Origin of the sequence: Streptomyces sp. NPDC047049 (assembly GCF_040643995.1) — a bacterium.
In the GTDB taxonomy this organism is placed as follows: domain Bacteria; phylum Actinomycetota; class Actinomycetes; order Streptomycetales; family Streptomycetaceae; genus Streptomyces; species Streptomyces mooreae.
This window is the reverse complement of record NZ_JBEYVM010000010.1, coordinates 41,085-61,745: the sequence shown is the minus strand read 5'-3', so window position 1 is coordinate 61,745 and position 20,661 is coordinate 41,085. Positions and strand designations below refer to the sequence as shown.

General features: G+C 70.9%; 17 protein-coding genes and 1 tRNA gene. 15 read left to right on the top strand and 3 right to left on the bottom strand.

Annotation, left to right across the window (positions count from 1 at the left end; all coding sequences use genetic code 11):
• Window positions 1–150 precede the first annotated feature (150 nt).
• From ABZ851_RS22315 to ABZ851_RS22280, 8 genes are all read left to right on the top strand, one after another.
• Window positions 151–1,104: an aminoglycoside phosphotransferase family protein gene (locus ABZ851_RS22315; RefSeq protein WP_361130310.1), complete on the top strand. Its 954-nt coding sequence runs from the start codon at window positions 151–153 to the stop codon at window positions 1,102–1,104.
• Window positions 1,105–1,261: 157 nt separating this feature from the next.
• Window positions 1,262–2,290: an N-acetyl-gamma-glutamyl-phosphate reductase gene (gene argC, locus ABZ851_RS22310; protein ID WP_361130307.1), complete on the top strand. Its 1,029-nt coding sequence runs from the start codon at window positions 1,262–1,264 to the stop codon at window positions 2,288–2,290.
• 70 nt (window positions 2,291–2,360) lie between these two features.
• Window positions 2,361–3,539, top strand: coding sequence for a bifunctional glutamate N-acetyltransferase/amino-acid acetyltransferase ArgJ (argJ, locus tag ABZ851_RS22305; RefSeq protein ID WP_361130304.1), 1,179 nt, complete (start codon window positions 2,361–2,363; stop codon window positions 3,537–3,539).
• A gap of 64 nt (window positions 3,540–3,603) precedes the next feature.
• A complete protein-coding gene (gene argB / locus ABZ851_RS22300; protein ID WP_088801934.1) occupies window positions 3,604–4,521 on the top strand; it encodes an acetylglutamate kinase in 918 nt (305 codons plus the stop codon).
• The gene (locus tag ABZ851_RS22295; protein ID WP_361130301.1) at window positions 4,518–5,753 is read left to right on the top strand and encodes an acetylornithine transaminase; all 1,236 of its coding nucleotides are present in this window, start codon (window positions 4,518–4,520) and stop codon (window positions 5,751–5,753) included. The genes argB and ABZ851_RS22295 overlap by 4 nt, the downstream gene beginning before the upstream one ends.
• An 8-nt stretch (window positions 5,754–5,761) precedes the next feature.
• Window positions 5,762–6,319, top strand: a complete 558-nt coding sequence (locus tag ABZ851_RS22290; RefSeq protein ID WP_030987163.1) for an arginine repressor — start codon at window positions 5,762–5,764, stop codon at window positions 6,317–6,319.
• Window positions 6,320–6,587: 268 nt separating this feature from the next.
• Window positions 6,588–7,709 (top strand): mechanosensitive ion channel domain-containing protein, encoded by a 1,122-nt coding sequence (locus ABZ851_RS22285; protein WP_361130298.1) that lies wholly within the window; start codon window positions 6,588–6,590, stop codon window positions 7,707–7,709.
• A 455-nt stretch (window positions 7,710–8,164) separates the two neighbouring features.
• Window positions 8,165–8,647, top strand: coding sequence for an SAM-dependent methyltransferase (locus ABZ851_RS22280; protein ID WP_361130295.1), 483 nt, complete (start codon window positions 8,165–8,167; stop codon window positions 8,645–8,647).
• 17 nt (window positions 8,648–8,664) lie between these two features.
• Here ABZ851_RS22280 and ABZ851_RS22275 read toward each other — a convergent pair whose 3' ends face one another.
• Both ABZ851_RS22275 and ABZ851_RS22270 read right to left on the bottom strand, forming a co-directional pair.
• On the bottom strand, window positions 8,665–9,459 hold the full coding sequence (locus tag ABZ851_RS22275) for a DUF1963 domain-containing protein (protein WP_361130293.1): 795 nt from the start codon (window positions 9,457–9,459) through the stop codon (window positions 8,665–8,667).
• 205 nt (window positions 9,460–9,664) lie between these two features.
• Window positions 9,665–9,738, bottom strand: a tRNA-Pro gene (locus ABZ851_RS22270).
• 414 nt (window positions 9,739–10,152) lie between these two features.
• Between ABZ851_RS22270 and ABZ851_RS22265 the strand changes: the two genes are divergently transcribed.
• The 5 genes from ABZ851_RS22265 (at window position 10,153) to ABZ851_RS22245 (ending at window position 17,370) form a co-directional block, all read left to right on the top strand.
• Window positions 10,153–11,346, top strand: coding sequence for an argininosuccinate synthase (locus ABZ851_RS22265; protein WP_088796805.1), 1,194 nt, complete (start codon window positions 10,153–10,155; stop codon window positions 11,344–11,346).
• Window positions 11,347–11,464: 118 nt separating this feature from the next.
• Complete coding sequence (argH, locus tag ABZ851_RS22260) at window positions 11,465–12,907, top strand: argininosuccinate lyase (protein WP_361130290.1); 1,443 nt, start codon at window positions 11,465–11,467, stop codon at window positions 12,905–12,907.
• Between the two features lie 131 nt (window positions 12,908–13,038).
• Window positions 13,039–13,590, top strand: coding sequence for a helix-turn-helix domain-containing protein (locus ABZ851_RS22255; protein WP_311625494.1), 552 nt, complete (start codon window positions 13,039–13,041; stop codon window positions 13,588–13,590).
• Window positions 13,587–15,131 carry an MFS transporter gene (locus ABZ851_RS22250; RefSeq protein ID WP_311625495.1) on the top strand — a complete coding sequence of 515 codons (1,545 nt, stop codon included), beginning with the start codon at window positions 13,587–13,589 and terminating at the stop codon, window positions 15,129–15,131. Before ABZ851_RS22255 ends, ABZ851_RS22250 begins: the two co-directional genes overlap by 4 nt.
• 268 nt (window positions 15,132–15,399) lie before the next feature.
• On the top strand, window positions 15,400–17,370 hold the full coding sequence (locus ABZ851_RS22245; protein ID WP_336050273.1) for a bifunctional metallophosphatase/5'-nucleotidase: 1,971 nt from the start codon (window positions 15,400–15,402) through the stop codon (window positions 17,368–17,370).
• A 132-nt stretch (window positions 17,371–17,502) separates the two neighbouring features.
• Here the strand turns inward: ABZ851_RS22245 and ABZ851_RS22240 are convergent, their stop codons facing one another.
• Window positions 17,503–18,171, bottom strand: a complete 669-nt coding sequence (locus tag ABZ851_RS22240; RefSeq protein ID WP_361130285.1) for a lysophospholipid acyltransferase family protein — start codon at window positions 18,169–18,171, stop codon at window positions 17,503–17,505.
• A 307-nt stretch (window positions 18,172–18,478) separates the two neighbouring features.
• On the opposite strand from ABZ851_RS22240, the gene ABZ851_RS22235 reads away from it, so the two are divergent.
• Complete coding sequence (locus ABZ851_RS22235) at window positions 18,479–19,615, top strand: glycerophosphodiester phosphodiesterase (RefSeq protein WP_361130282.1); 1,137 nt, start codon at window positions 18,479–18,481, stop codon at window positions 19,613–19,615.
• A 368-nt stretch (window positions 19,616–19,983) separates the two neighbouring features.
• Window positions 19,984–20,526 carry a GNAT family N-acetyltransferase gene (locus tag ABZ851_RS22230; protein WP_361130279.1) on the top strand — a complete coding sequence of 181 codons (543 nt, stop codon included), beginning with the start codon at window positions 19,984–19,986 and terminating at the stop codon, window positions 20,524–20,526.
• Window positions 20,527–20,661: the final 135 nt, after the last annotated feature.

Genomic DNA, 20,661 nt, shown 5'->3' with positions numbered 1-20,661 from the left:
TGCGCCCCATATAAGAGGACTCGCGCCGCGAAGAGGTTCCACGCTCAAGTCACTGAAGTGGCGCATATGGTGGGAGGTGTCCTGGATTTCCGTCAGGGTCCGTCTTCAAAGGTCCTCAGGTAAGCGGCTGGAAGGAACGGGGTCGGCGCGGTGGCCCACCATGACGGAGCGGCGGCTGTCCGGCCGTTGACACGGGCTTGGGTGAGCCGGCACCTGCAGGCCGGCGAACGGATTGTCAGAGCTGAAGCGCTGCACGGCGGCATTACTGCCGAAATGTGGAGGCTGACCATCGGCGCGCGGGACGGAGGCGCCCGTGACCTCGTACTGCGGACCTTCGTCAACGTGGAGCACGCCGAGGACTGGCTGAACAGGGAGGCCGGCGCCCTGACCCTGCTCACGGGGACCGGTGTGCCGGCTCCTGGACTGGTCGCGGTTGATCCGACCGCCGCGCATTGCGAGTGTCCGTCGCTCCTCATGACCCGTCTGGCGGGCCGGCCGGTCCTCGACGACGAGGGGCTGGAGACGCGCGTTCCGCTGCTGGCCCGTCAGCTCGTGGCGATCCACGCCTTGCGACCCGCCGTGCGGCCCCGTGCGTATGCGGCGTTGACGACCGCCGGCACCGTGGTCGTTCCGAAGGGTGCCCATGCGGCGGCCTGGGCCGCGGCGATCGACGTGATCCGGGGGCCCGCGCCGCGCTGTGCAGGGCGATTCCTGCACCGGGACTTCCAGCCCGGCAACGTGCTGTTCGACGTGCCGCCCGCGCGGCCGGCAGGTGCCCGGATCACCGGCGTCGTCGACTGGGCGGCGGCCTCCTGGGGTCCGGCGGATCTCGATGTGGCGCACTGTGCCGCCAATCTCGCACTGCTGCACGGCCCGGCGTGGGGCCTGCGGTTCCCCGGGGCCTATGAGGAGGCCGGCGGGGTGCTGGCCGCGGCCGCGAGCGAGCGACTGTACTGGCTGGTACGGGGCGGCCTGGCGCTCTCGGAAGAGGTGCGGTCGGTGTCGCAGCCATGGCGGGAGGCGGGGAGGGCGGCGCTGACGACGCGAGCCGTGGAGGAGCGGCTGGATGCCTATGTCACTGCCCTGATGGATGCGCCGGGCTGAGTCAAGGCGGTCCGGGGCGCGGCGACGGCCTCATCGTCAACCACTCAACCAATCCGGCGGGATCTTTGCGTCGCGCCCCTTCCGTGGCCGTCCCTCTCCGGCCATTGCATAAAACTGCCGCTATCCGTATAGTCATGCCATCAAGGAGGAGAGGTCCATGACGGTACGAGCAGCAGTGGCCGGGGCGAGCGGGTATGCGGGCGGTGAAGTGCTGCGCCTGCTTCTGGGGCACCCGGAGGTGGAGATCGGGGCGCTGACCGGGCACTCCAACGCCGGGCAGCGCCTGGGCGGGCTGCAGCCGCATCTGGGCCCGCTGGCCGACCGGGAGCTCCAGCCGACCTCCGCCGAGGTGCTGGCCGGGCACGACGTCGTGTTTCTCGCGCTGCCGCACGGCCAGTCCGCCGCGGTCGCCGAGGAGCTGGGGCCGGATGTGCTGGTCGTGGACTGCGGCGCCGACTTCCGGCTCAGCGACTCCGCCGACTGGGAGGCCTTCTACGGCTCGGCCCACGCCGGCACCTGGCCGTACGGCCTCCCGGAGCTGCCCGGGGGGCGCGCCGCGCTCCAGGGGACCCGGCGCATCGCGGTCCCGGGCTGCTACCCCACCGCCGTCTCGCTCGCCCTGTTCCCCGCCTACGCGGACCGGCTCGCCGAGCCCGAGGCCGTGATCGTCGCGGCCACCGGCACCTCCGGCGCCGGCAAGGCCCTCAAGCCGCACCTGCTGGGCTCCGAGGTCATGGGCTCGATGAGCCCGTACGGCGTCGGCGGCGGGCACCGGCACACCCCCGAGATGAGCCAGAACCTGAGCGCGGTGGCCGGCGAGCGGATCAGCGTGTCCTTCACCCCGACCCTGGCCCCCATGTCGCGCGGCATCCTCGCCACCTGCTCGGCGAAGGCGAAGCCCGGCGTGGACGCCGCCGCCGTCCGCGCCGCGTACGACAAGGCGCTGGCCGACGAGCCGTTCCTGCGGCTGCTGCCCGAGGGCCAGTGGCCGTCGACCGCCGCCGTGTACGGGTCCAACACCGCCCAGGTCCAGGTGACGCTGGACGCCGCGGCCGGCCGGATCATCGCGATCAGCGCCCTCGACAACCTCACCAAGGGGACCGCGGGCGGCGCGGTGCAGAGCATGAACATCGCCCTCGGCCTCCCCGAGGAGACGGGACTTCCGAAGGTCGGGGTGGCTCCGTGACACGGACGGATCCGGGGCAGCACAGCGTGACCGGCGGGGCGGCCGGCGAAGCGACGGAGGAGAAGAAGCAGTGAGCGTCACGGCAGCACAAGGGTTCACGGCGGCGGGCATCGCCGCGGGGATCAAAGAGAACGGCAACCCGGACCTCGCCCTCGTGGTGAACAACGGGCCGCGACTGGCCGCCGCCGGTGTCTTCACCTCCAACCGCGTCAAGGCCGCACCGGTCGTCTGGTCCGAGCAGGTCCTCAAGGGCGGCACGGTCTCCGCCGTCGTCCTCAACTCCGGCGGCGCCAACGCCTGTACGGGTCCGCTCGGCTTCCAGGACACCCACGCCACCGCGGAGAAGGCCGCCGAGGTGCTGGGGCACAACGCCGGCGAGGTGGCGATCGCCTCCACCGGACTGATCGGCCTGCGGCTCCCGATGGACAAGCTGCTGCCCGGAATCGAGCGCGCCGCGGCGGAGCTGACCGGGCACGGCGGCGAGAAGGCCGCCATCGCCATCAAGACCACCGACAGCGTGCACAAGACCGCCCAGGTCACGGTGGGGGCCACCACCGGGCCGGAGGCCGGGGGAAGCTGGACCGTCGGCGGGATGGCCAAGGGCGCCGGCATGCTCGCCCCGGGCCTGGCCACCATGCTCGTCGTACTGACCACCGACGCCGATCTGCCCGCCGCCGCCCTCGATACGGCACTGCGCGACGCGACCCGCACCACCTTCGACCGGGTCGACTCCGACGGCTGTATGTCGACGAACGACACGGTGCTGCTGCTCGCCTCGGGCGCCTCCGGCGTCGTACCGGACACCGCGGAGTTCGCCGAGGCGGTGCGCACGGTCTGCGACGAACTGGCCCGGCAGCTGATCGGGGACGCCGAGGGCGCCAGCAAGGACATCCGGATCGAGGTCGTGGGCGCGGCCAGCGAGGACGACGCGGTCGAGGTCGGCCGCTCCATCGCCCGCAACAACCTCCTCAAGTGCGCCATCCACGGCGAGGACCCCAACTGGGGCCGGGTGCTCTCCGCCATCGGCACCACCTCCGCCGTCTTCGAGCCCGACCAGCTCAATGTCGCCATCAACGACATCTGGGTCTGCAAGAACGGCTCGGTGGGCGAGGACCGCGACCTGGTCGACATGCGCTACCGGGAGGTACGCATCACCGCCGACCTCGCGGCCGGCACCGAGTCCGCGGTCATCTGGGCCAACGACCTGACCGCCGACTACGTCCACGAGAACAGCGCGTACTCCTCATGAGCGAGCGCATCCATCACCGGTGCGTGCCGGGATCCCGGCACGCACCCAGAAGCGAGGCCGCAGCATGAGCACCCGCAAACACACCGCGCTCCCCAAGGCCCGGACCCTCATCGAGGCGCTGCCCTGGCTGACCCGGCACCACGGCAAGACCGTCGTCATCAAGTTCGGCGGCAACGCCATGGTCGACGAAGAGCTCAAGCGCGCCTTCGCCCAGGACGTGGTCTTCCTGCGGCACGCCGGACTGCGCCCCGTCGTCGTGCACGGCGGCGGCCCGCAGATCAGCGCCCAGCTGGACCTGCTCGGCCTGGAGTCCGAGTTCAAGGGCGGCCTGCGGGTCACCACGCCCGAGGCGATGAACGTCGTCCGGATGGTGCTGGCCGGCCAGGTGCAGCGCGAGCTGGTGGGGCTGCTCAACGAGCACGGCCCGCTCGCCGTCGGCATGACCGGCGAGGACGCGCACCTGATGACCGCGACCAAGCACTTCGCCGACATCGGCGGCGAGCAGGTGGACATCGGCCGGGTCGGCGAGATCACCGGCATCGACCCCGGGGCCGTCCACGCCCTCCTGGACGACGGCCGGATCCCGGTCATCTCCTCGATCGCCCGCAGCAGCGACGAGGAGGATGCCGGCGGTGTCTTCAACGTCAACGCCGACACCGCCGCGGCCGCGCTGGCCGCGGCCCTCGGCGCCGAGACGCTGATGGTGCTCACCGACGTCGAGGGGCTGTACGAGGACTGGCCCCAGAGCGACGAGGTGATCTCCCGCCTCACCGCCACCGAACTGGAGAAGCTGCTGCCCGACCTGGCCAGCGGCATGGTCCCCAAGATGCGGGGCTGTCTGCACGCCGTCCGCAACGGCGTCCACACCGCCCGGGTCATCGACGGGCGGGTCCAGCACTCGATCCTGCTGGAGATCTTCACCGACGAAGGAATCGGCACGATGGTCGTGCCGGACGCGAACACGATCGAGGGGGCGACATGAGCGACGCGGCACACGGCCACGGCCCGGTGACCAACGCGGGCCTCACCGGCCGCTGGCAGGGCGCCATGATGGACAACTTCGGCACTCCCCGTATCCCGCTCGTCCGGGGCGAGGGCGCCAAGGTGTGGGACGCCGACGGCAAGGAGTACCTGGACTTCCTCGGCGGCATCGCGGTCAACGCCCTCGGCCACGCCCACCCCGCGGTGGTCCGCGCCGTCTCCGACCAGGTCGCCACCCTCGGCCACGTCTCGAACTTCTTCGTCGCCGAGCCCACCGTGGCCCTCGCCGAACGCCTGCTCGCGCTGGCCGGACGCCCCGGCCGGGTCTACTTCTCCAACTCCGGCGCCGAGGCCAACGAGGCCGCCTTCAAGATCGGCCGGCTGACCGGGCGCCGCCACATGGTCTCCACGGCCGGCGGCTTCCACGGCCGCACCATGGGCGCCCTCGCCCTCACCGGCCAGCCCGCCAAGCAGGCGCCGTTCGCGCCGCTGCCCGGCGAGGTCGACTACGTCCCGTACGGCGACGTCGAAGCGCTCCGGGCCGCCGTCACCACCGACACCGCCTTCGTCATCCTGGAGCCCGTCCAGGGCGAGAACGGCGTCATCGTCCCGCCCCCCGGCTACCTCCGGGCCGCCCGCGAGATCACCGCCGCCACCGGCACCCTGCTGGTCCTGGACGAGATCCAGACCGGCATCGGCCGGACCGGACACTGGCTGGAATCCCAGGCACAGGGCATCGAGGCCGACATCGTCACCCTCGCCAAGGGCCTGGGCGGCGGTCTGCCGATCGGCGCCACGCTGGCCTTCGGCCCGGCCGCCGGCCTGCTCACGCCCGGTTCGCACGGCTCGACCTTCAGCGGCAACCCGGTCGTCTGCGCCGGCGCCCTCGCCGTCCTGGACACCATCGAGGCCGACGGCGTCCTGGAGAACGTCAAGCGGGTCGGCGAGCGGCTGAGGAGCGGAACCGAGGCCCTGGGCCACCCCTTGGTCGGCCAGGTCCGCGGTGCGGGCCTCCTCCTGGGTATCGTCTTGACGGAGCCGCTCGCGCCACAGGTACAGCAGGCGGCTCAGGACGCGGGCCTGCTGGTGAACGCGGTCGCGCCGGACGTCATCCGGCTCGCCCCGCCGCTGATCGTCTCCGACGACGAAGCGGAAGTGTTCCTCCACAGGCTTCCCGGCGTCCTGGACACGGCCCGCCAAGGGGCCGACGGGGAACGACGAGCCGGAGACTGACGACAACGATGAGCGAGCCGCAGGACAACGAGCCGCAGGACAACGAGGCGCAGAACGGCGGCCAGGCCGTACCGCAGACCCGTACCGCCCGCCACCGCCGGATCGTGGACATCCTCAACCGGCTGCCGGTCCGCTCCCAGAGCCAGCTCGCCAAGCTGCTCGCCGACGACGGCCTGTCCGTCACCCAGGCGACGCTCTCGCGCGATCTGGACGAGCTGGGCGCGGTGAAGATCCGCAACACCGGCGGCGAGCTGATCTACGCGGTGCCCAGCGAGGGCGGCGACCGCAAGCCGCGGGCGCCGCTGGGGGAGTCGGCCAAGGAGGAGCGGATGCGCCGCCTCTCCGGCGAACTCCTCATCTCCGCCGAGGCCTCCGCCAACCTCGTGGTCCTGCGCACCCCGCCGGGCGCCGCCCAGTTCCTGGCCTCGGCCATCGACCAGGCCGAACTCCACGACATCCTCGGCACCATCGCGGGCGACGACACCCTGATGCTCATCAGCCGCGACCCGGCGGGCGGGCAGGCCCTCGCCGACCATCTGCTGCGCCTGGCGCAAAAGGCGCACTGACACCACCCGCGCCGCTCCCCGCGCCTCTCGTCACCCCGGGGAGCGAACCGCCCCGCCCCCGGCGGCGGCCGCGCGCACCGTGCACCATTCCACCCGAGCCACCCGCTGCCTGCCGAACCCCATACGGCAGGATGGCAGTTCGCGCCGGGACGTCCGCGGATGTCCCGGCGCCTTCACAGCCCTAGAGACGAGCAGGTGGCATGGTGACGAGACATCACATCCGGCTGATAGCGAGGCCGCTCCTTCCGGCCGCGGGGGGAGCCGGCCGGTGAACCGCGCTGTGACACTGCACGACCTGATCGTGGCCGGCGCCGCGCTGGCGGCCGGCATCGTGGCCGCCGTACTGCTGCGGGTGACGCTGCGCTGGCTCGGCAAACACGCCCTCAAAACCCGGTGGAGCGGGGACGACATCCTCGTCGACGCGCTGCGGGCGGTGGTGCCCTGGGCGGCGGTCACCGGCGGCCTGGCGGCGGCGGCCGCGGCGCTGCCGCTGACGGAGACGGTCCAACGCACCGTCAACCGGACGCTGATGGTGCTGCTCATCCTGGTCGTCACGCTCACCGCGGCCCGGGTGATCACCGGAGGGGTGAAGTCCTTCGCGCAGTCCCGGTCCGGGGTGGCCGGATCGGCGACCATCTTCGCCAACATCACCCGCATCATCGTCCTGGCGATGGGCTTCCTCGTCGTCCTGCAGACCCTGGGCATCTCCATCGCCCCGCTGCTCACCGCCCTGGGCGTGGGCGGCCTCGCCGTCGCACTGGCTCTTCAGGACACCCTCGCCAACCTCTTCGCGGGCGTGCACATCCTCGCTTCCAAGACGGTGCAGCCCGGTGACTACATCCGGCTCAGCAGCGGCGAGGAGGGCTACGTCGTCGACGTCAACTGGCGGAACACCGTGGTGCGCCAGCTCTCCAACAACCTGGTGATCATCTCCAACGCCCAGCTGGCCGGCACCAACATGACCAACTTCACCCGCCCGGAACAGAAGCTGACGATCCTGGTGCAGGTGGGCGTCGGCTACGACAGCGACCTCGACCATGTCGAGCGGGTCACCACCGAGGTCGTCGAGAGCGTGATGAAGGACGTCGACGGCGGCGACCCGGACCACGAACCGGCCGTCCGCTTCCACACCTTCGGCGACTCCAGGATCAGCTTCACGGTGATCCTGGGCGTCGGCGAGTTCAGCGACCAGTACCGGATCAAGCACGAGTTCATCAAGCGCCTGCACCAGCGCTACCGGGCCGAGGGCATCCGGATCCCCTCCCCGGCCCGGACCGTGGCCCTCCAGAAGCCGGACGAGATCGCGATACCGCACCAGCGGGACCTCTCGGAGCAGCGCGACCTCTCGGACCGGCGCGACCTGTCGGGCCCGGTCCCGCCGGTACCGTAGCCGCCGGTCCGGCGGGTGCCGTAGCCCCCGGTCATGAGCCCGGCCGCGAACGGCCGTCCCGCGCGGGCCTTCCCCCGCCGGGGCGGCCGGGCTCGCCCCTCGCCTTGCCCCTCACCTCACTTCGGCTCAGCCGTCACGCCGCTCTTCACGCCGGACGGCCACCGTCAGCCGCCCGGGGACGTCGCAGAGCCAGTGGCCCGGCCCGTTCTCCGGCCGTAACACGTAGACGCCGTCGCGGACATCGCTGACGATGCCGGTTCGGCCGGCACCCTCGTCACGCCCCCGGCGGACGGTGCCGTGGCGGAGCCTTCGACTTGTCCACCACCCCGATCCGCACCGTTGCCGGGCCGGGCCGGGCCCCCTACGGTGGCCGAACTCGATCACCGTGCTGCTGCTCACCTTGCCGAGTCCGCCTGACCGCCCGTCCCCTCCACTTCTCCGAGGAGTTCCGCCCCATGACAGAAGAGTTCAAGGTCGTGCCCGTCGCCCACGTGGTGGGTGGACGCGTCGAGCCCACGGATGACTACTGGGGCGGCACTCGCTCCATCATCCGTATCGACCCGGAGCAGTTCGCCGAGAGTTCCGTCGTAGGCCTGGAGGACTTCTCCCACCTCGAGGTCGTTTTCCGCTTCCACCTGACCGACCCCGCCGATCTGCGCCCTGAGCCCCGGCACCCCCGCGGCAACCCCGACTGGCCGGCCGGTGGCATCTTCGCCCACCGCAACATGCGCCGGGTGAACTGGCTGGGCGTCTCGCGGTGCCGCCTGGTCAAGGTGGACGGCCTGGATCTGCACGTGGAAGCGCTGGATGCCGTGGACGGCACACCGGTCCTGGACATCAAGCCGTGGTTCACCGCGATGGGACCGCAGGGCGAGGTGCGCGAGCCCGCCTGGCCCTCGGAGATGCTGGCCGACTACTACGCCGGTCCTCGCGAGTAGGGGGCGTGGGGAAGGGCTCAGCAACAGCGCACGGTCGCCTCGGCTCTGCTGAAGTCTCCCGCCGCGAAGGCCTTCGCCGGGATCGTGAAGTACAGCGACCCGGCGTCGCCCCAGCCCCATCCGAGCTGAGTGTCCCCGGCGAGCTGGAGCAGGTGGACGGCCGGTCCGTCGGCGTCGCGAGGGGTCACCTCGGAGGCATACGAGGTGTCGGGCCAGCCGAAGGCACGATGGCCGTTGGCGGTGTTCCCGTCGAAGTCTTCCATCTCGAGGAGGAGGAGCGACGGCGCTCCCCAGTGCTCGGCCGGGTCGAAGTCGATGTCGTCGTCCGCCAGGTCCCAGCAGTCCGGGAGCATGGTCACCCCGGCCGCGTGGACGGGTGCGGCCGGATAGCTCCTGGCCGGTGCGGGCGCCGCTGTCTCGACCGCCCGTGCCGGATCCGCGGTCAGCACGAGGCCGTCTTCGGGCGACAGGCCCAGACGCCGGTACTCCTCGTACGGCACGTCCGGGTCGAACGAGAAGAAGTTGAGCAGACCCGGCCGGGTGGGCAGTTCGTCCCCGAGCCAGGGGGCGAGGGCGTCGGTGTCGAGTACGGCGTGCAGGGACAGCGGGCAGCCGCCGAGTTCGGGCCAGGGAGTGCCGGGTTCGAGCAGGGCGGGACCGCCGAGACGGCAGCGGCCGGTGGCCTCGGAGCCGTCCGCCGCGGGGACGAGCCGGAAGCCGCGCCGGGCCATGGCCGCGAACTGACGGCCGGACTTCTCGCCCAGTCGCTCGGTGCATACCCGGTGCAGGGTGGCGGCGTCGTCGAATTCCATTGGTGGATCTTCTCAACGTCCGTTTCCGGCGAGGAGCGGGGTTGCCACAGTACGGTGAGCAGCCGCTTGAACTGCGGATACGGAAGTCGGCTCGCATGCGGTCCACGGCATCGCGAGCCGGCAGCCCCTGAAAACGATCAAGGGCCTTGTTCCCGCCGAAGCGGGAACAAGGCCCTGACCTGGGCTGAAAGCCCTTACTGCACCGTCGGGACGACAGGATTTGAACCTGCGACCCCTTGACCCCCAGTCAAGTGCGCTACCAAGCTGCGCCACGTCCCGGTGCTCGTGCCGGCCGGAGGAATCCCGGCCGGGGCGTGCAGAAGAAAAATACCCTGTCCGGGGCCATGAATCCAAAGCGGGTGCTCGCAGGCGTCGTCCCGGGCCGCCAGCGGGGGCCCGCCCGGCGTGGTTCGATGGGGTTATGGGTGAAATGTCCGCGAAGGATGGCCTGCGGGTGCGCCGGGTCTACGAGGCGCCGGAGGGCTGCGGGAGCGGGTGGCGCTGCTGACGGCCGCGAAGGACGTGTCGGTGAGTCATGTGAGCGTCTTGACCGAGGTGGTGCGAGAGGGCGGCTGACGGCCTCATCGCGCCGTCGGCTCGCGCGTTGACCTGCGTGTTCATCGTCCCGTTGACGAAACATACGGTGGAGTGCATACTTATACCCATCAGCGTATGCACCGTAAGGAGAAACCCGTGACCGAGCGCGTCGTACTCGCCTACTCGGGCGGCCTGGACACCTCTGTCTGCATCGGCTGGATCGCCGAGGAGACGGGCGCCGAGGTCATCGCCGTTGCCGTGGACGTCGGCCAGGGCGGCGAGGACCTGGACGTCATCCGCAAGCGTGCGCTCGACTGCGGTGCGGTCGAGGCCGAGGTCGCGGACGCCAAGGACGAGTTCGCCGATGAGTACTGCCTCCCGGCGATCAAGGCCAACGCCCTGTACATGGACCGCTACCCGCTGGTCTCCGCGCTCTCGCGGCCGACCATCGTCAAGCACCTGGTGGCCGCCGCCAGGAAGCACGGTGCCACCACCGTCGCCCACGGCTGCACCGGCAAGGGCAACGACCAGGTCCGTTTCGAGGCCGGTATCTCCTCCCTCGCCCCCGACCTGAAGTGCATCGCCCCGGTCCGCGACTACGCGATGACCCGGGACAAGGCGATCGCGTTCTGCGAGGAGAAGAACCTCCCGATCGCGACCACCAAGAAGTCGCCGTACTCCATCGACCAGAACGTCTTCGGGCGGGCCGTGGAGACCGGCTTCCTGGAGGACATCTGGAACGCGCCGATCGAGGACGTGTACGAGTACACCGAGAACCCGGCCGTCCAGCGGGAGGCCGACGAGGTCGTCATCACCTTCAAGGAGGGCGTCCCGGTCGCCCTCGACGGCAAGCCCGTCACCGTCCTGCAGGCCATCCAGCAGCTCAACGAGCGGGCCGGCGCCCAGGGCATCGGCCGGATCGACATGGTCGAGGACCGGCTGGTCGGCATCAAGTCCCGTGAGGTGTACGAGGCGCCCGGCGCCATCGCGCTGATCACCGCGCACCAGGAGCTGGAGAACGTCACCGTCGAGCGCGAACTGGCCCGCTACAAGCGGCAGGTCGAGCAGCGCTGGGGCGAGCTGGTCTACGACGGCCTGTGGTTCTCGCCGCTCAAGCGCGCCCTGGAAGGCTTCATCAACGAGGCCAACCAGCAGGTCAGCGGCGACATCCGGATGACCCTGCACGGCGGCCGCGCGGTGGTCACCGGCCGGAAGTCCGACCAGTCGCTCTACGACTTCAACCTCGCGACGTACGACACCGGCGACACCTTCGACCAGTCGCTCTCGAAGGGCTTCATCGAACTCTTCGGGATGTCGAGCAAGATCGCGGCCAAGCGCGACCTGGCCTGAGCCCGTCTCGTTATCACCGTACGACGGCCCGCGTCCCCGCCCCCCGTGGCGGGGGTACCCCCTGGTCCCCGGGACCCAGGGGGAGGCCGCGTATCCGAAGCAGCCTTGAGGAGCAGCAGTGAGCAGCAACAGCGGTGACGTCCGGCTCTGGGGCGGCCGTTTCGCCGATGGACCGGCCGAGGCGCTGGCCCAACTGTCGGCGTCCGTCCACTTCGACTGGCGGCTGGCCCCCTACGACATCGCCGGCTCCCGTGCGCACGCCCGGGTGCTCCACAAGGCCGGGCTGCTCACCGAGGATGAACTGACCCGCATGCTCGCCGGCCTCGACAAGCTCGCCGCGGACGTCGCCGACGGCTCGTTCACCGGCACCATCGCCGACGAGGACGTCCACACCGCCCTGGAGCGCGGGCTGCTGGAGCGGCTGGGCCCGGACCTCGGCGGCAAGCTGCGGGCCGGCCGGTCGCGCAACGACCAGGTCGCCACGCTCTTCCGGATGTACCTGCGCGACCACGCCCGGATCATCGGCGGGCTGATCGCCGACCTCCAGGAGGCGCTGGTCTCCCTCGCCGAGACCCACCCGGACGTGGCGATGCCGGGCCGCACCCACCTCCAGCACGCCCAGCCGGTGCTCTTCGCCCACCATGTGCTGGCGCATGTGCAGTCGCTGTCCCGGGACGCGGAGCGGCTGCGGCAGTGGGACGACCGCACCGCCGTCTCCCCGTACGGCTCGGGCGCGCTGGCCGGCTCCTCGCTCGGCCTCGACCCGGAGGCGGTCGCGGCCGACCTCGGCTTCGAGCACGGCTCGGCCGGCAACTCCATCGACGGCACGGCCTCCCGTGACTTCGTCGCGGAGTTCGCCTTCATCACGGCGATGATCGGGGTGAACCTCTCCCGGATCGCCGAGGAAGTCATCCTCTGGAACACGAAGGAGTTCTCCTTCGTCGCGCTCCACGACGCCTTCTCGACCGGCTCCTCGATCATGCCGCAGAAGAAGAACCCGGACATCGCGGAGCTGGCGCGGGGCAAGTCGGGGCGTCTCATCGGCAACCTGACCGGTCTGCTGGCGACGCTCAAGGCGCTGCCGCTCGCCTACAACCGTGACCTCCAGGAGGACAAGGAGCCGGTCTTTGACTCCTGTGACCAACTGGAGGTGCTGCTCCCGGCGTTCACCGGCATGATGGCCACGCTGACCGTCAACCGTGAGCGGATGGAGGAGCTGGCCCCGGCCGGGTTCTCGCTGGCCACCGACATCGCGGAGTGGCTGGTCAAGCAGGGCGTGCCGTTCCGGGTGGCGCACGAGGTCGCCGGTGAGTGCGTCAAGGAGTGCGAGGCGCACGGCATCGAGCTGGACCAGCTCACCGACGAGCAGTTCGCCAAGATCTCCCCGCATCTGACCCCCGAGGTCCGCGGCGTCCTCAACGTCCCGGGAGCGCTCGCCTCGCGCAGCGGCCGGGGCGGCACCGCGCCCTCCGCGGTGGCGGTCCAGCTCGCCGAGGTGCGGGCCGATCTGGTGAAGCAGCAGGAGTGGGCGGCGGCCAAGAAGGCCACCGAGCTGGCCTAGTGGGAGACCCCTGGTCACAGGGGTAAGTGACGGCGGCCCGCCCCCGGGAGTGACCCGGGGGCGGGCCGCCGTCGTGCGTGTGGCGAGGGTCATGTGAGACATCAATGTCTCATTCAGGTATTGTGTGTCTCATGGCTGTGGACCGTGAACGGGTACTCAAGGAAGCCGCCGCGTTGCTCACGCGCCGGGCGTCGACGCCGATGGACGAGATCGCCCGTGCCGCGGGGATCAGCCGCGCGACGCTCCACCGGCACTTCGCCGGCCGGGACGCGCTGATCAGGGCGCTGGAGGAGCACGGCATCGCGCAGTTCGTGCAGGCGATGGACGCGGCGCGGCTGGAGGAGGGGGACGCGGTCGAGGCGCTGCGCCGGCTGATCGCCGAGGCCGAACCGGTCGCCGCCGTCCTGGCCTTCCTCTTCACCGAGAACCAGCTCTTCGAGGACGGCGAGATCAACGCCGGCTGGGCGGAGCTGGACGCCCGTATCTCCGCCCTCTTCCGCCGCGGCCAGGAAGCGGGCGACTTCCGCATCGATCTGAGCGCCGCCTGGCTCACCGAGGCCTTCTACGGCCTGATCGGCGCCGGGGCCTGGGCCGTCCACGAGGGACGGGTCGCCCGCAATGACCTCAACCACTCGATCGCCGAGCTGCTGCTCGGCGGCATCCGACGGAGCATGGAGAAATGACCGAGACCATAGCGTCAGAACCGGCCGGCTCGGCTCATGTGGACGACCAGCCCCGGCCGGGACGCTGGCTCGCACTCGCCGTCCTCGTCCTCGCCGTCCTGCTGGTCGGCGTCGACGCCACGGTCCTCGGCCTCGCCACCCCCTTCCTCAGCGAAGACCTCCGGCCGTCCGGCACGCAGCTGCTGTGGATCGGCGACATCTACTCCTTCGTCATCGCCGGCCTGCTGGTCTCCATGGGCAGCCTCGGCGACCGCATCGGCCGGAAGAAGCTGCTGCTGATCGGCTCGGTCGGCTTCGGCGCCATGTCGGTGCTCGCCGCGTACGCCGCCACCCCGGAGATGATGATCGCCGCCCGTGCGCTGCAGGGCGTGGCCGGCGCCACGCTGATGCCGGCCACCCTGGCGCTCATCCGCAACCTCTTCCACGACCCCAAGGAACGCAGCCTGGCCATCGGTATCTGGGGCGCGATGGCCTCGGCCGGTATGGCGGTGGGGCCGGTCCTCGGCGGCTTTCTGCTGGGACACTTCTGGTGGGGTTCGGTCTTCCTGATCAACCTGCCGGTGATGGCGCTGCTGGTGGCCGTCGGCGCCCGGGTCATCCCGGAGTCACGTAACCCGGATCCCGGGCCGTGGGACATCCCCAGCGTGCTGCTGGCCCTGGTGGGGATCGTCGCCGTCGTCTACGCCATCAAGGAAGCGGCGGTGGAGGGCTACCGCTGGGACATCGCACTGGCCGCCGTCCTCGGCGTGCTCGCCCTGCTCGTGTTCGTCCGGCGGCAGCTCACCCTCGCCTCGCCGCTGCTGAACATGAAGCTCTTTCACCACCGCGGCTTCTCCGGGGCGGTGCTGGCCGACCTGCTGACCATCCTCGGACTCTCCGGCCTGGTCTTCTTCCTCTCCCAGTTCCTCCAGATGGTGCAGCTGCGCTCGCCGCTCAATGCCGGGCTCACCGAACTCCCGGCCGCGATCGGTGCGGTGGGCGCCGGTCTGGCCGCCGGCTGGGTCGCCCGCCGGCTGTCCGTACGGATCGTGGTGGCCGGCGGCCTCGCCGTGGTCGGCCTCTCGCTCGTCGGCTGCACCACCCTGCACGGCGACACCGGCACCGCCGCCCTGTGCCTGATCCTCTTCGTCGTCGGCATCGGCGCCGGCTTCTCGTTCACGGTCACCGCCGATGTGATCCTCTCCAGCGTCCCCAAGGAGGAGGCGGGAGCCGCCTCCGCGGTCTCCGAGACGGCGTACGAGCTGGGCGCCGCGCTCGGCATCGCGCTGCTGGGGTCCATCGTGACCGCCAACTACCGGGGCTTCGCCGCCCCGCCCGGGGTCCCGGCGCCGGCCACGGACGCCGCCCGCGAATCGCTCGGCGGCGCCTTCGAAGCGGCCCGCCACCTCCCCGCCGACCAGGCCGCGGCACTGGTCAAGGCCGCACAGCACTCCTTCGTCGCCGGGGTGGACGCCGCGGCCGCGGTGGGTGCGGCGGTCCTGCTGTCCGCCGCGGTCGCCGCCTGGTTCCTGCTCCGCGGCCAGGAGCTGGCCAACAGCTAGGCGGGCGTCTCGCCGCTCTCCGCCGGCCCGCGAGACCAGGGACACACCCCCTGCCGATCCGCCGGACGGCGGGCACCCACCGCGCCTCAGGGCGTGTCCTGTGGATCACGGCGCCGTGCACCGGCCATGATCCACGGGACACGCCCTGGGGGCGACTGTCCCTCGCCTGTTCACGCCCGGTACGTGTGCTGGTGACCGGCCGTCCGGCGCGGCTCGCTTGACTCTCCCGTCGTCCCCCTACGGACGGCTCGTTCAGGAGAGTGACGCAGTGCGCGACATCGGACGACGCTCCTTCATCACCGCAGCGGGGGCCCTGGCCACCGCGAGCGCCATCGGCAGCAACGCCTACGCCACCGGCCACGCCCGCGACGCGGCCAGCGCCGACGAATACGTCGACGTCCAGCTCCTCAACATCACCGATCTGCACGGCTATCTGCAGGGCGCCCCGGGAGCCAACTCCCTCATCACCGGTGCCGGCGGAAAGACGTACACGGTGGGCGGCGTGGCCTATATGGCCGCCCACCTGGAGCGGCTGAGAGACGGCCGCGACAACTCGCTCTTCTTCGCCCCCGGCGACCTCTTCTCCGGCTGGGAGTTCGACGCCTCCTCCTTCGCCGACGAGCCCACCATCGAGGCGCTCAACGCCATGGGCCTCGACTTCGCCTCGGCCGGCAACCACGAGTTCGACAAGTCGGCGGCCTTCCTGACCTCGCACATGGTCGACGGCGACGACTTCCCGGTCGTCGGACGGGACGACGACTTCAAGGACTCCACCGGGCGCCGCTTCGAGGGCGCGCAGTTCCCCTACTACAGCGCCAACATGGTCTGGAACGCGACCGGCGAAACCGTACTGGCGCCCTACAACATCGAGTACGTGGACGCCGGCCGGGGCCGCCGGCTGGCGATCGGCTTCATCCATCTGACCGCCGTCGGCACCGAGTCGTTCCCCGGCTCCTACCAGCCGGGACTGCGCACCCTGGACGAACTGGAGACCGCCAACCGCTGTGCCGCGGAGCTCAAGAAACGCGGCGTCCATGCGATCGTGCTCAGCATGCACGACGGCGCGGTGGCCGGCAGCGACTTCTCCAGCGGCAAGAACCCCTCGGGACCCGCCTACGAACTGGCGCTGCGCGTCTCGCCCGACATCGATGCCATCGTCACCGGCCACTGGCACTGCGCCTTCACCATGATGCTGCCCGACCCCAACGGCGACCCCCGCCCCTTCGTCGAGGCCGGCTGCTACGGGCAGATCATCAACGAGATCAACCTCCGCCTCGACCCGGACACCGGAGCGGTGATCCGGGAGCTGACCACCTCCACCAACCACCCCAACACCCGCGATGTGACGCCGGATCCCGAGCTGCGCTCGATCGCCGGCTACTGGGCGGACTACGCCTCCCGCCGCGCCCGTACCAAGATCGGCACCCAGACCGCCTCCTTCACCCGGCGCCGCAACGCGCTGGGGGAGTCCACCATGGGCAACCTCGTCGCCGACTGGGCGCTGTGGGCGGGCCGGCAGCCGCACGGCCCGATGGACGACCCCGCCGACCACCCCAACACCCCCGCCGACCTCGCCGTGATCGCGGTCGCCCCGCGCGTCGGCCAGGCGGTGATCGCCGGCGATCTGATCCGTGACCAGGAGACCGACGGCACCCTCACCTTTGCGCAGGCCTGGAACTCCGTGGGCTTCGGCGACCCGATCCTGACCGTCACCGTCACCGGCCGGCAGATCCATGACGCGCTGGAGGAACAGTGGGCGCCGACCGCCGGCGGCGGCCTCGGCTTCTCACCGCTGGCGGTCTCCGGGAACGTCCGCTACACCTTCGACGCCGCGGGGCCGGTCGGCCGGCGGATCGACCCCGCCGACGTCTTCATCAACGGCACCGCACTCGACACCGGCCGCCGCTACCGCCTCGCCGCCCCCTCGTACACCCTCATCAACCAGGACGGCTTCAGCGCCTTCACCGGCTTCACCGCACCGGTCCGGCACACCCGCGACTACGAGAGCTTCATCTCCTTCGTCCGCACCAAGAAGCAGCTCACGCCCGCACCGCTGAACCGGGTACGGGTCAAGAACGCGGAGGTGCCCGGCGCCCGCACCGGCACCGTCACCCAGCGCCAGCAACTCCTGCAGGCCGACGGCAGCGTGGTACCGCGGCCCGAGGCGGCGCTGCGCACGGCGCTGACCGGCGGAGCCGAGGGCCAGCGCGCCCCCGGCGGCTTCCGGGTGCCCTGCTGACCCGGGGCCGGCCGGGTGCCCTGCTGACCCGGGGCGGGCCGGGTGCCCGCTGACCCGGAGCGGGAGCACCACACGCACCACGGGCCCCGTCCGGGAATCGGACGGGGCCCGTGGTAGCGGGTCAAGGGCGGGTCAGGCGGCCCTGGCCTTGGTGGCGTAGACGTCGACGTACTCCTGGCCGGACAGCTCCATCACGTCGCTCATCACCTCGTCGGTGACCGCCCGCAGCACATAGCGGTCACGGTCCATGCCGTCGTAGCGGGAGAAGTCCAGCGGCTCGCCGAAGCGCACCGTCACCGGGGCGATGTGCGGGCGGCCCTTGCCGCCGGGCTGCACCTTGTCCGTGCCGATCATCGCGAACGGGACGACGGGCGCGCCGGTCATCAGGGTGAGCCGGGCGATACCCGTACGGCCGCGGTAGAGACGGCCGTCGGGGGAGCGGGTGCCTTCGGGGTAGATGCCGAAGACGCTGCCCTCCTCCAGCACCCGGCGGCCGGTCATCAGCGCCGCGACCCCGCCGTGCCCGCCGTCGCGGTCCACCGGGATCATGCCGGCGCTGGTGAAGAACCAGGCCATCAGCCGGCCCTTGACGCCCTTGCCGGTGACGTACTCGTCCTTGCCGATGAAGTACACCGGGCGCTTGACCACCAGGCTCAGGAACAGCGAGTCGATGAAGGTGACGTGATTGCCGGCCAGGATCACCGGTCCGGTCGCCGGAATGCGCTCCATGCCCTCGACCTTCGGGCGGTACAGGACACGCATGACGAATCCGAGAATCGCCTTCAGCACAATGCGGGACAACGGGCCCTCCGGGTCGCGACTGGTCAACGTCAAGCGGGCGCAGATCTCTGCAGCCCAGGACAATACTCGCGGGTCACTCCGGCTCGCACATCGGGTTCACGAGGTCGATACGCACAGTTGACCCACAGTTGACGTGTGTTACCTCCATGTTCCCCCCTATGTTGGTGGGCGTCTCCCCGGCATGACCCGTCCGTGCTTACGATCGGCCCGGTTCCGTGGGCCGGTGTGCAACACGCCTCACCGCACGCCGGAAAACACCCGGAAGCACCTGGAACGGACGAAAACACCTCGGACAAGGAGCGTGGGCATGCACAAGTGGCAGCAGCCGGGACGACGGACGGTGCTGGGGGCCGCGGCCCTCGGCGCGGGAGCGGCGGTATTCGGCGGAGCCGGCCAGGCGAGCGCCCGTGCCCGCGAGGGCGCACCCCAGGAGCTGCCGGTGCCGCTGATCGTCGGCCACCGCGGCGCCAGCGGCTACCGCCCCGAGCACACCTTCGGCTCCTACCAACTCGCCCTCGACATGGGCGCGGACGTCATCGAGCAGGACCTCGTCCCCACCAAGGACGGGCATCTGGTCTGCCGTCACGAGAACGACATCACCGCCACCACCGATGTCTCCGCGCACCCCGAGTTCGCGGACCGCAAGACCACCAAGACCGTCGACGGCGCCAAGCTGACCGGCTGGTTCACCGAGGACTTCACGCTCGCGGAGCTCAAGACCCTGCGCGCCAAGGAGCGCATACCGGGCACCCGCCAGCACAACACCCTCTACGACGGGGTGTGGGAGGTGCCGACCTTCGAGGAGGTCCTGCAGTGGGCCGAGCGCGAGGGCCGCAAGCGGGGCCGCCGCGTCTGGCTGCACATCGAGACCAAGCACCCCACCTACTTCCGCAAGCTCGGCCTCGGCCTGGAGGAGCGGCTGGCCAAGGCGCTGCGGGCGCACGGCCGGCACCGGAAGAACTCCCCGAACTTCCTGCAGTCCTTCGAGCCGAGCAGCATCCAGCGCCTGGACAAGCTGGTCGACTGTCCCAAGGTCGTCCTGCTGGGCACGCTCAAGGACCGCCCCTGGGACTTCACGGCGTCCGGTGACCGGCGCACCGTGGCCGACCTGGTCAAGCCCGAGGGCCTGAAGTGGCTCGCCGGGTTCGCCCAGGGCATCGGCCCGGACCTGACCGTGATCATTCCGCGGGACGCCGACGGCAAGCTCGGCGAGCCCAGCTCCGTGGTCAAGGACGCCCACGCCGCCGGGCTGGTGCTGCACCCCTACACGGTCCGCAACGAGAACACCTTCCTGCCGACCGACATGCGCCGCGGCACCGACCCGAACGCCTACGGCGACTCCCTCCGCTTCTTCAAGGCGCTCCTGGGCACCGGTATCGACGGCCTGTTCTCCGACAACCCCGACACCGCGCTGCTGGCGGCCGCGGAGTTCCGTAAGGGCTGATCCCGTGGGGCCCTTCGTGGCCCCTTCGCGGAACTTTTCGCCGTGGACCGCCGCCGTGGCGGAGCCCGGACCGGCACCACCTCCCCTGCGCTCTCCCCTCGGACTTCCCCGCACTCTCATCTGAGTTGGGAATGTCACAGGAGAGCCCGGTGCCGGTCCGTTCCGTCTGCCCCAATTGCCTGCGCAGAATGCTCGCGGCGGAGATTGCCGCTGCCACATACCGGGGAACCCGGAAGAAGCAGTGTCAGCCACGCCATGGCGGCGACGGGTACCCCACGGCGCCGTCCGTCAGGGCACATCGTTCCGGGCGCACCCCTCTCACCCTCGAGCGCCCGGACCAACGAACCGAATAGGGGAGGCATACGCGCATGGGCACGAGCGTGACCATCTCTGCGGCGACCGATCAGGACGCCGAGCAGATCCTCAAACTCCAGTACCTCTGCTACCAGCAGGAAGCCGCGCTGTACGACGACTACGGCATCGAACCGCTCACCCAGACGCTGCAGGCGCTGCGCGCCGAACTGGGCGAGGGCTGCGTCATGGTGGCCAGGCTCGGCGAGGAGGTGGTCGGGTCCGTGCGCGGCACGGTCGACGAGGACGGCACCGCGCGGATAGCCAAGCTCATCGTGCACCCGCGGATGCAGCGCCACGGCCTGGGCGGACGGCTGCTCGACGCCGTCGAACAGCGGCTGGCGGCCGAGCGGTCGGCCACCCGCTACCGCCTGTTCACCGGCCACCGCAGCGAGGGCAACCTGCGGCTCTACCGCAGCCGCGGCTATCTGCCCGTGGACACCGAGCAGCGCACTCCCCGGCTGAGCGTGGTGACGCTGGAGAAGGAGCTCCGTACGGAGGCCGCCGCCGTGGCAACGCCCGCCGAACCGAGCCAGGGGGAGTTCGCCGCCCAGGCGTGACGCCGTCCGGCAGGGAAAACCGGCATGAGAAAAGGGGGGGTGCGGGTCCCGGCCGCGCGTGCTGCTGACCCGCGACCTGGCCGAGTCCGGCGCCGACGCGCTGCAGTACGAGCAGGCCAACGCCGCCCTGCTCGC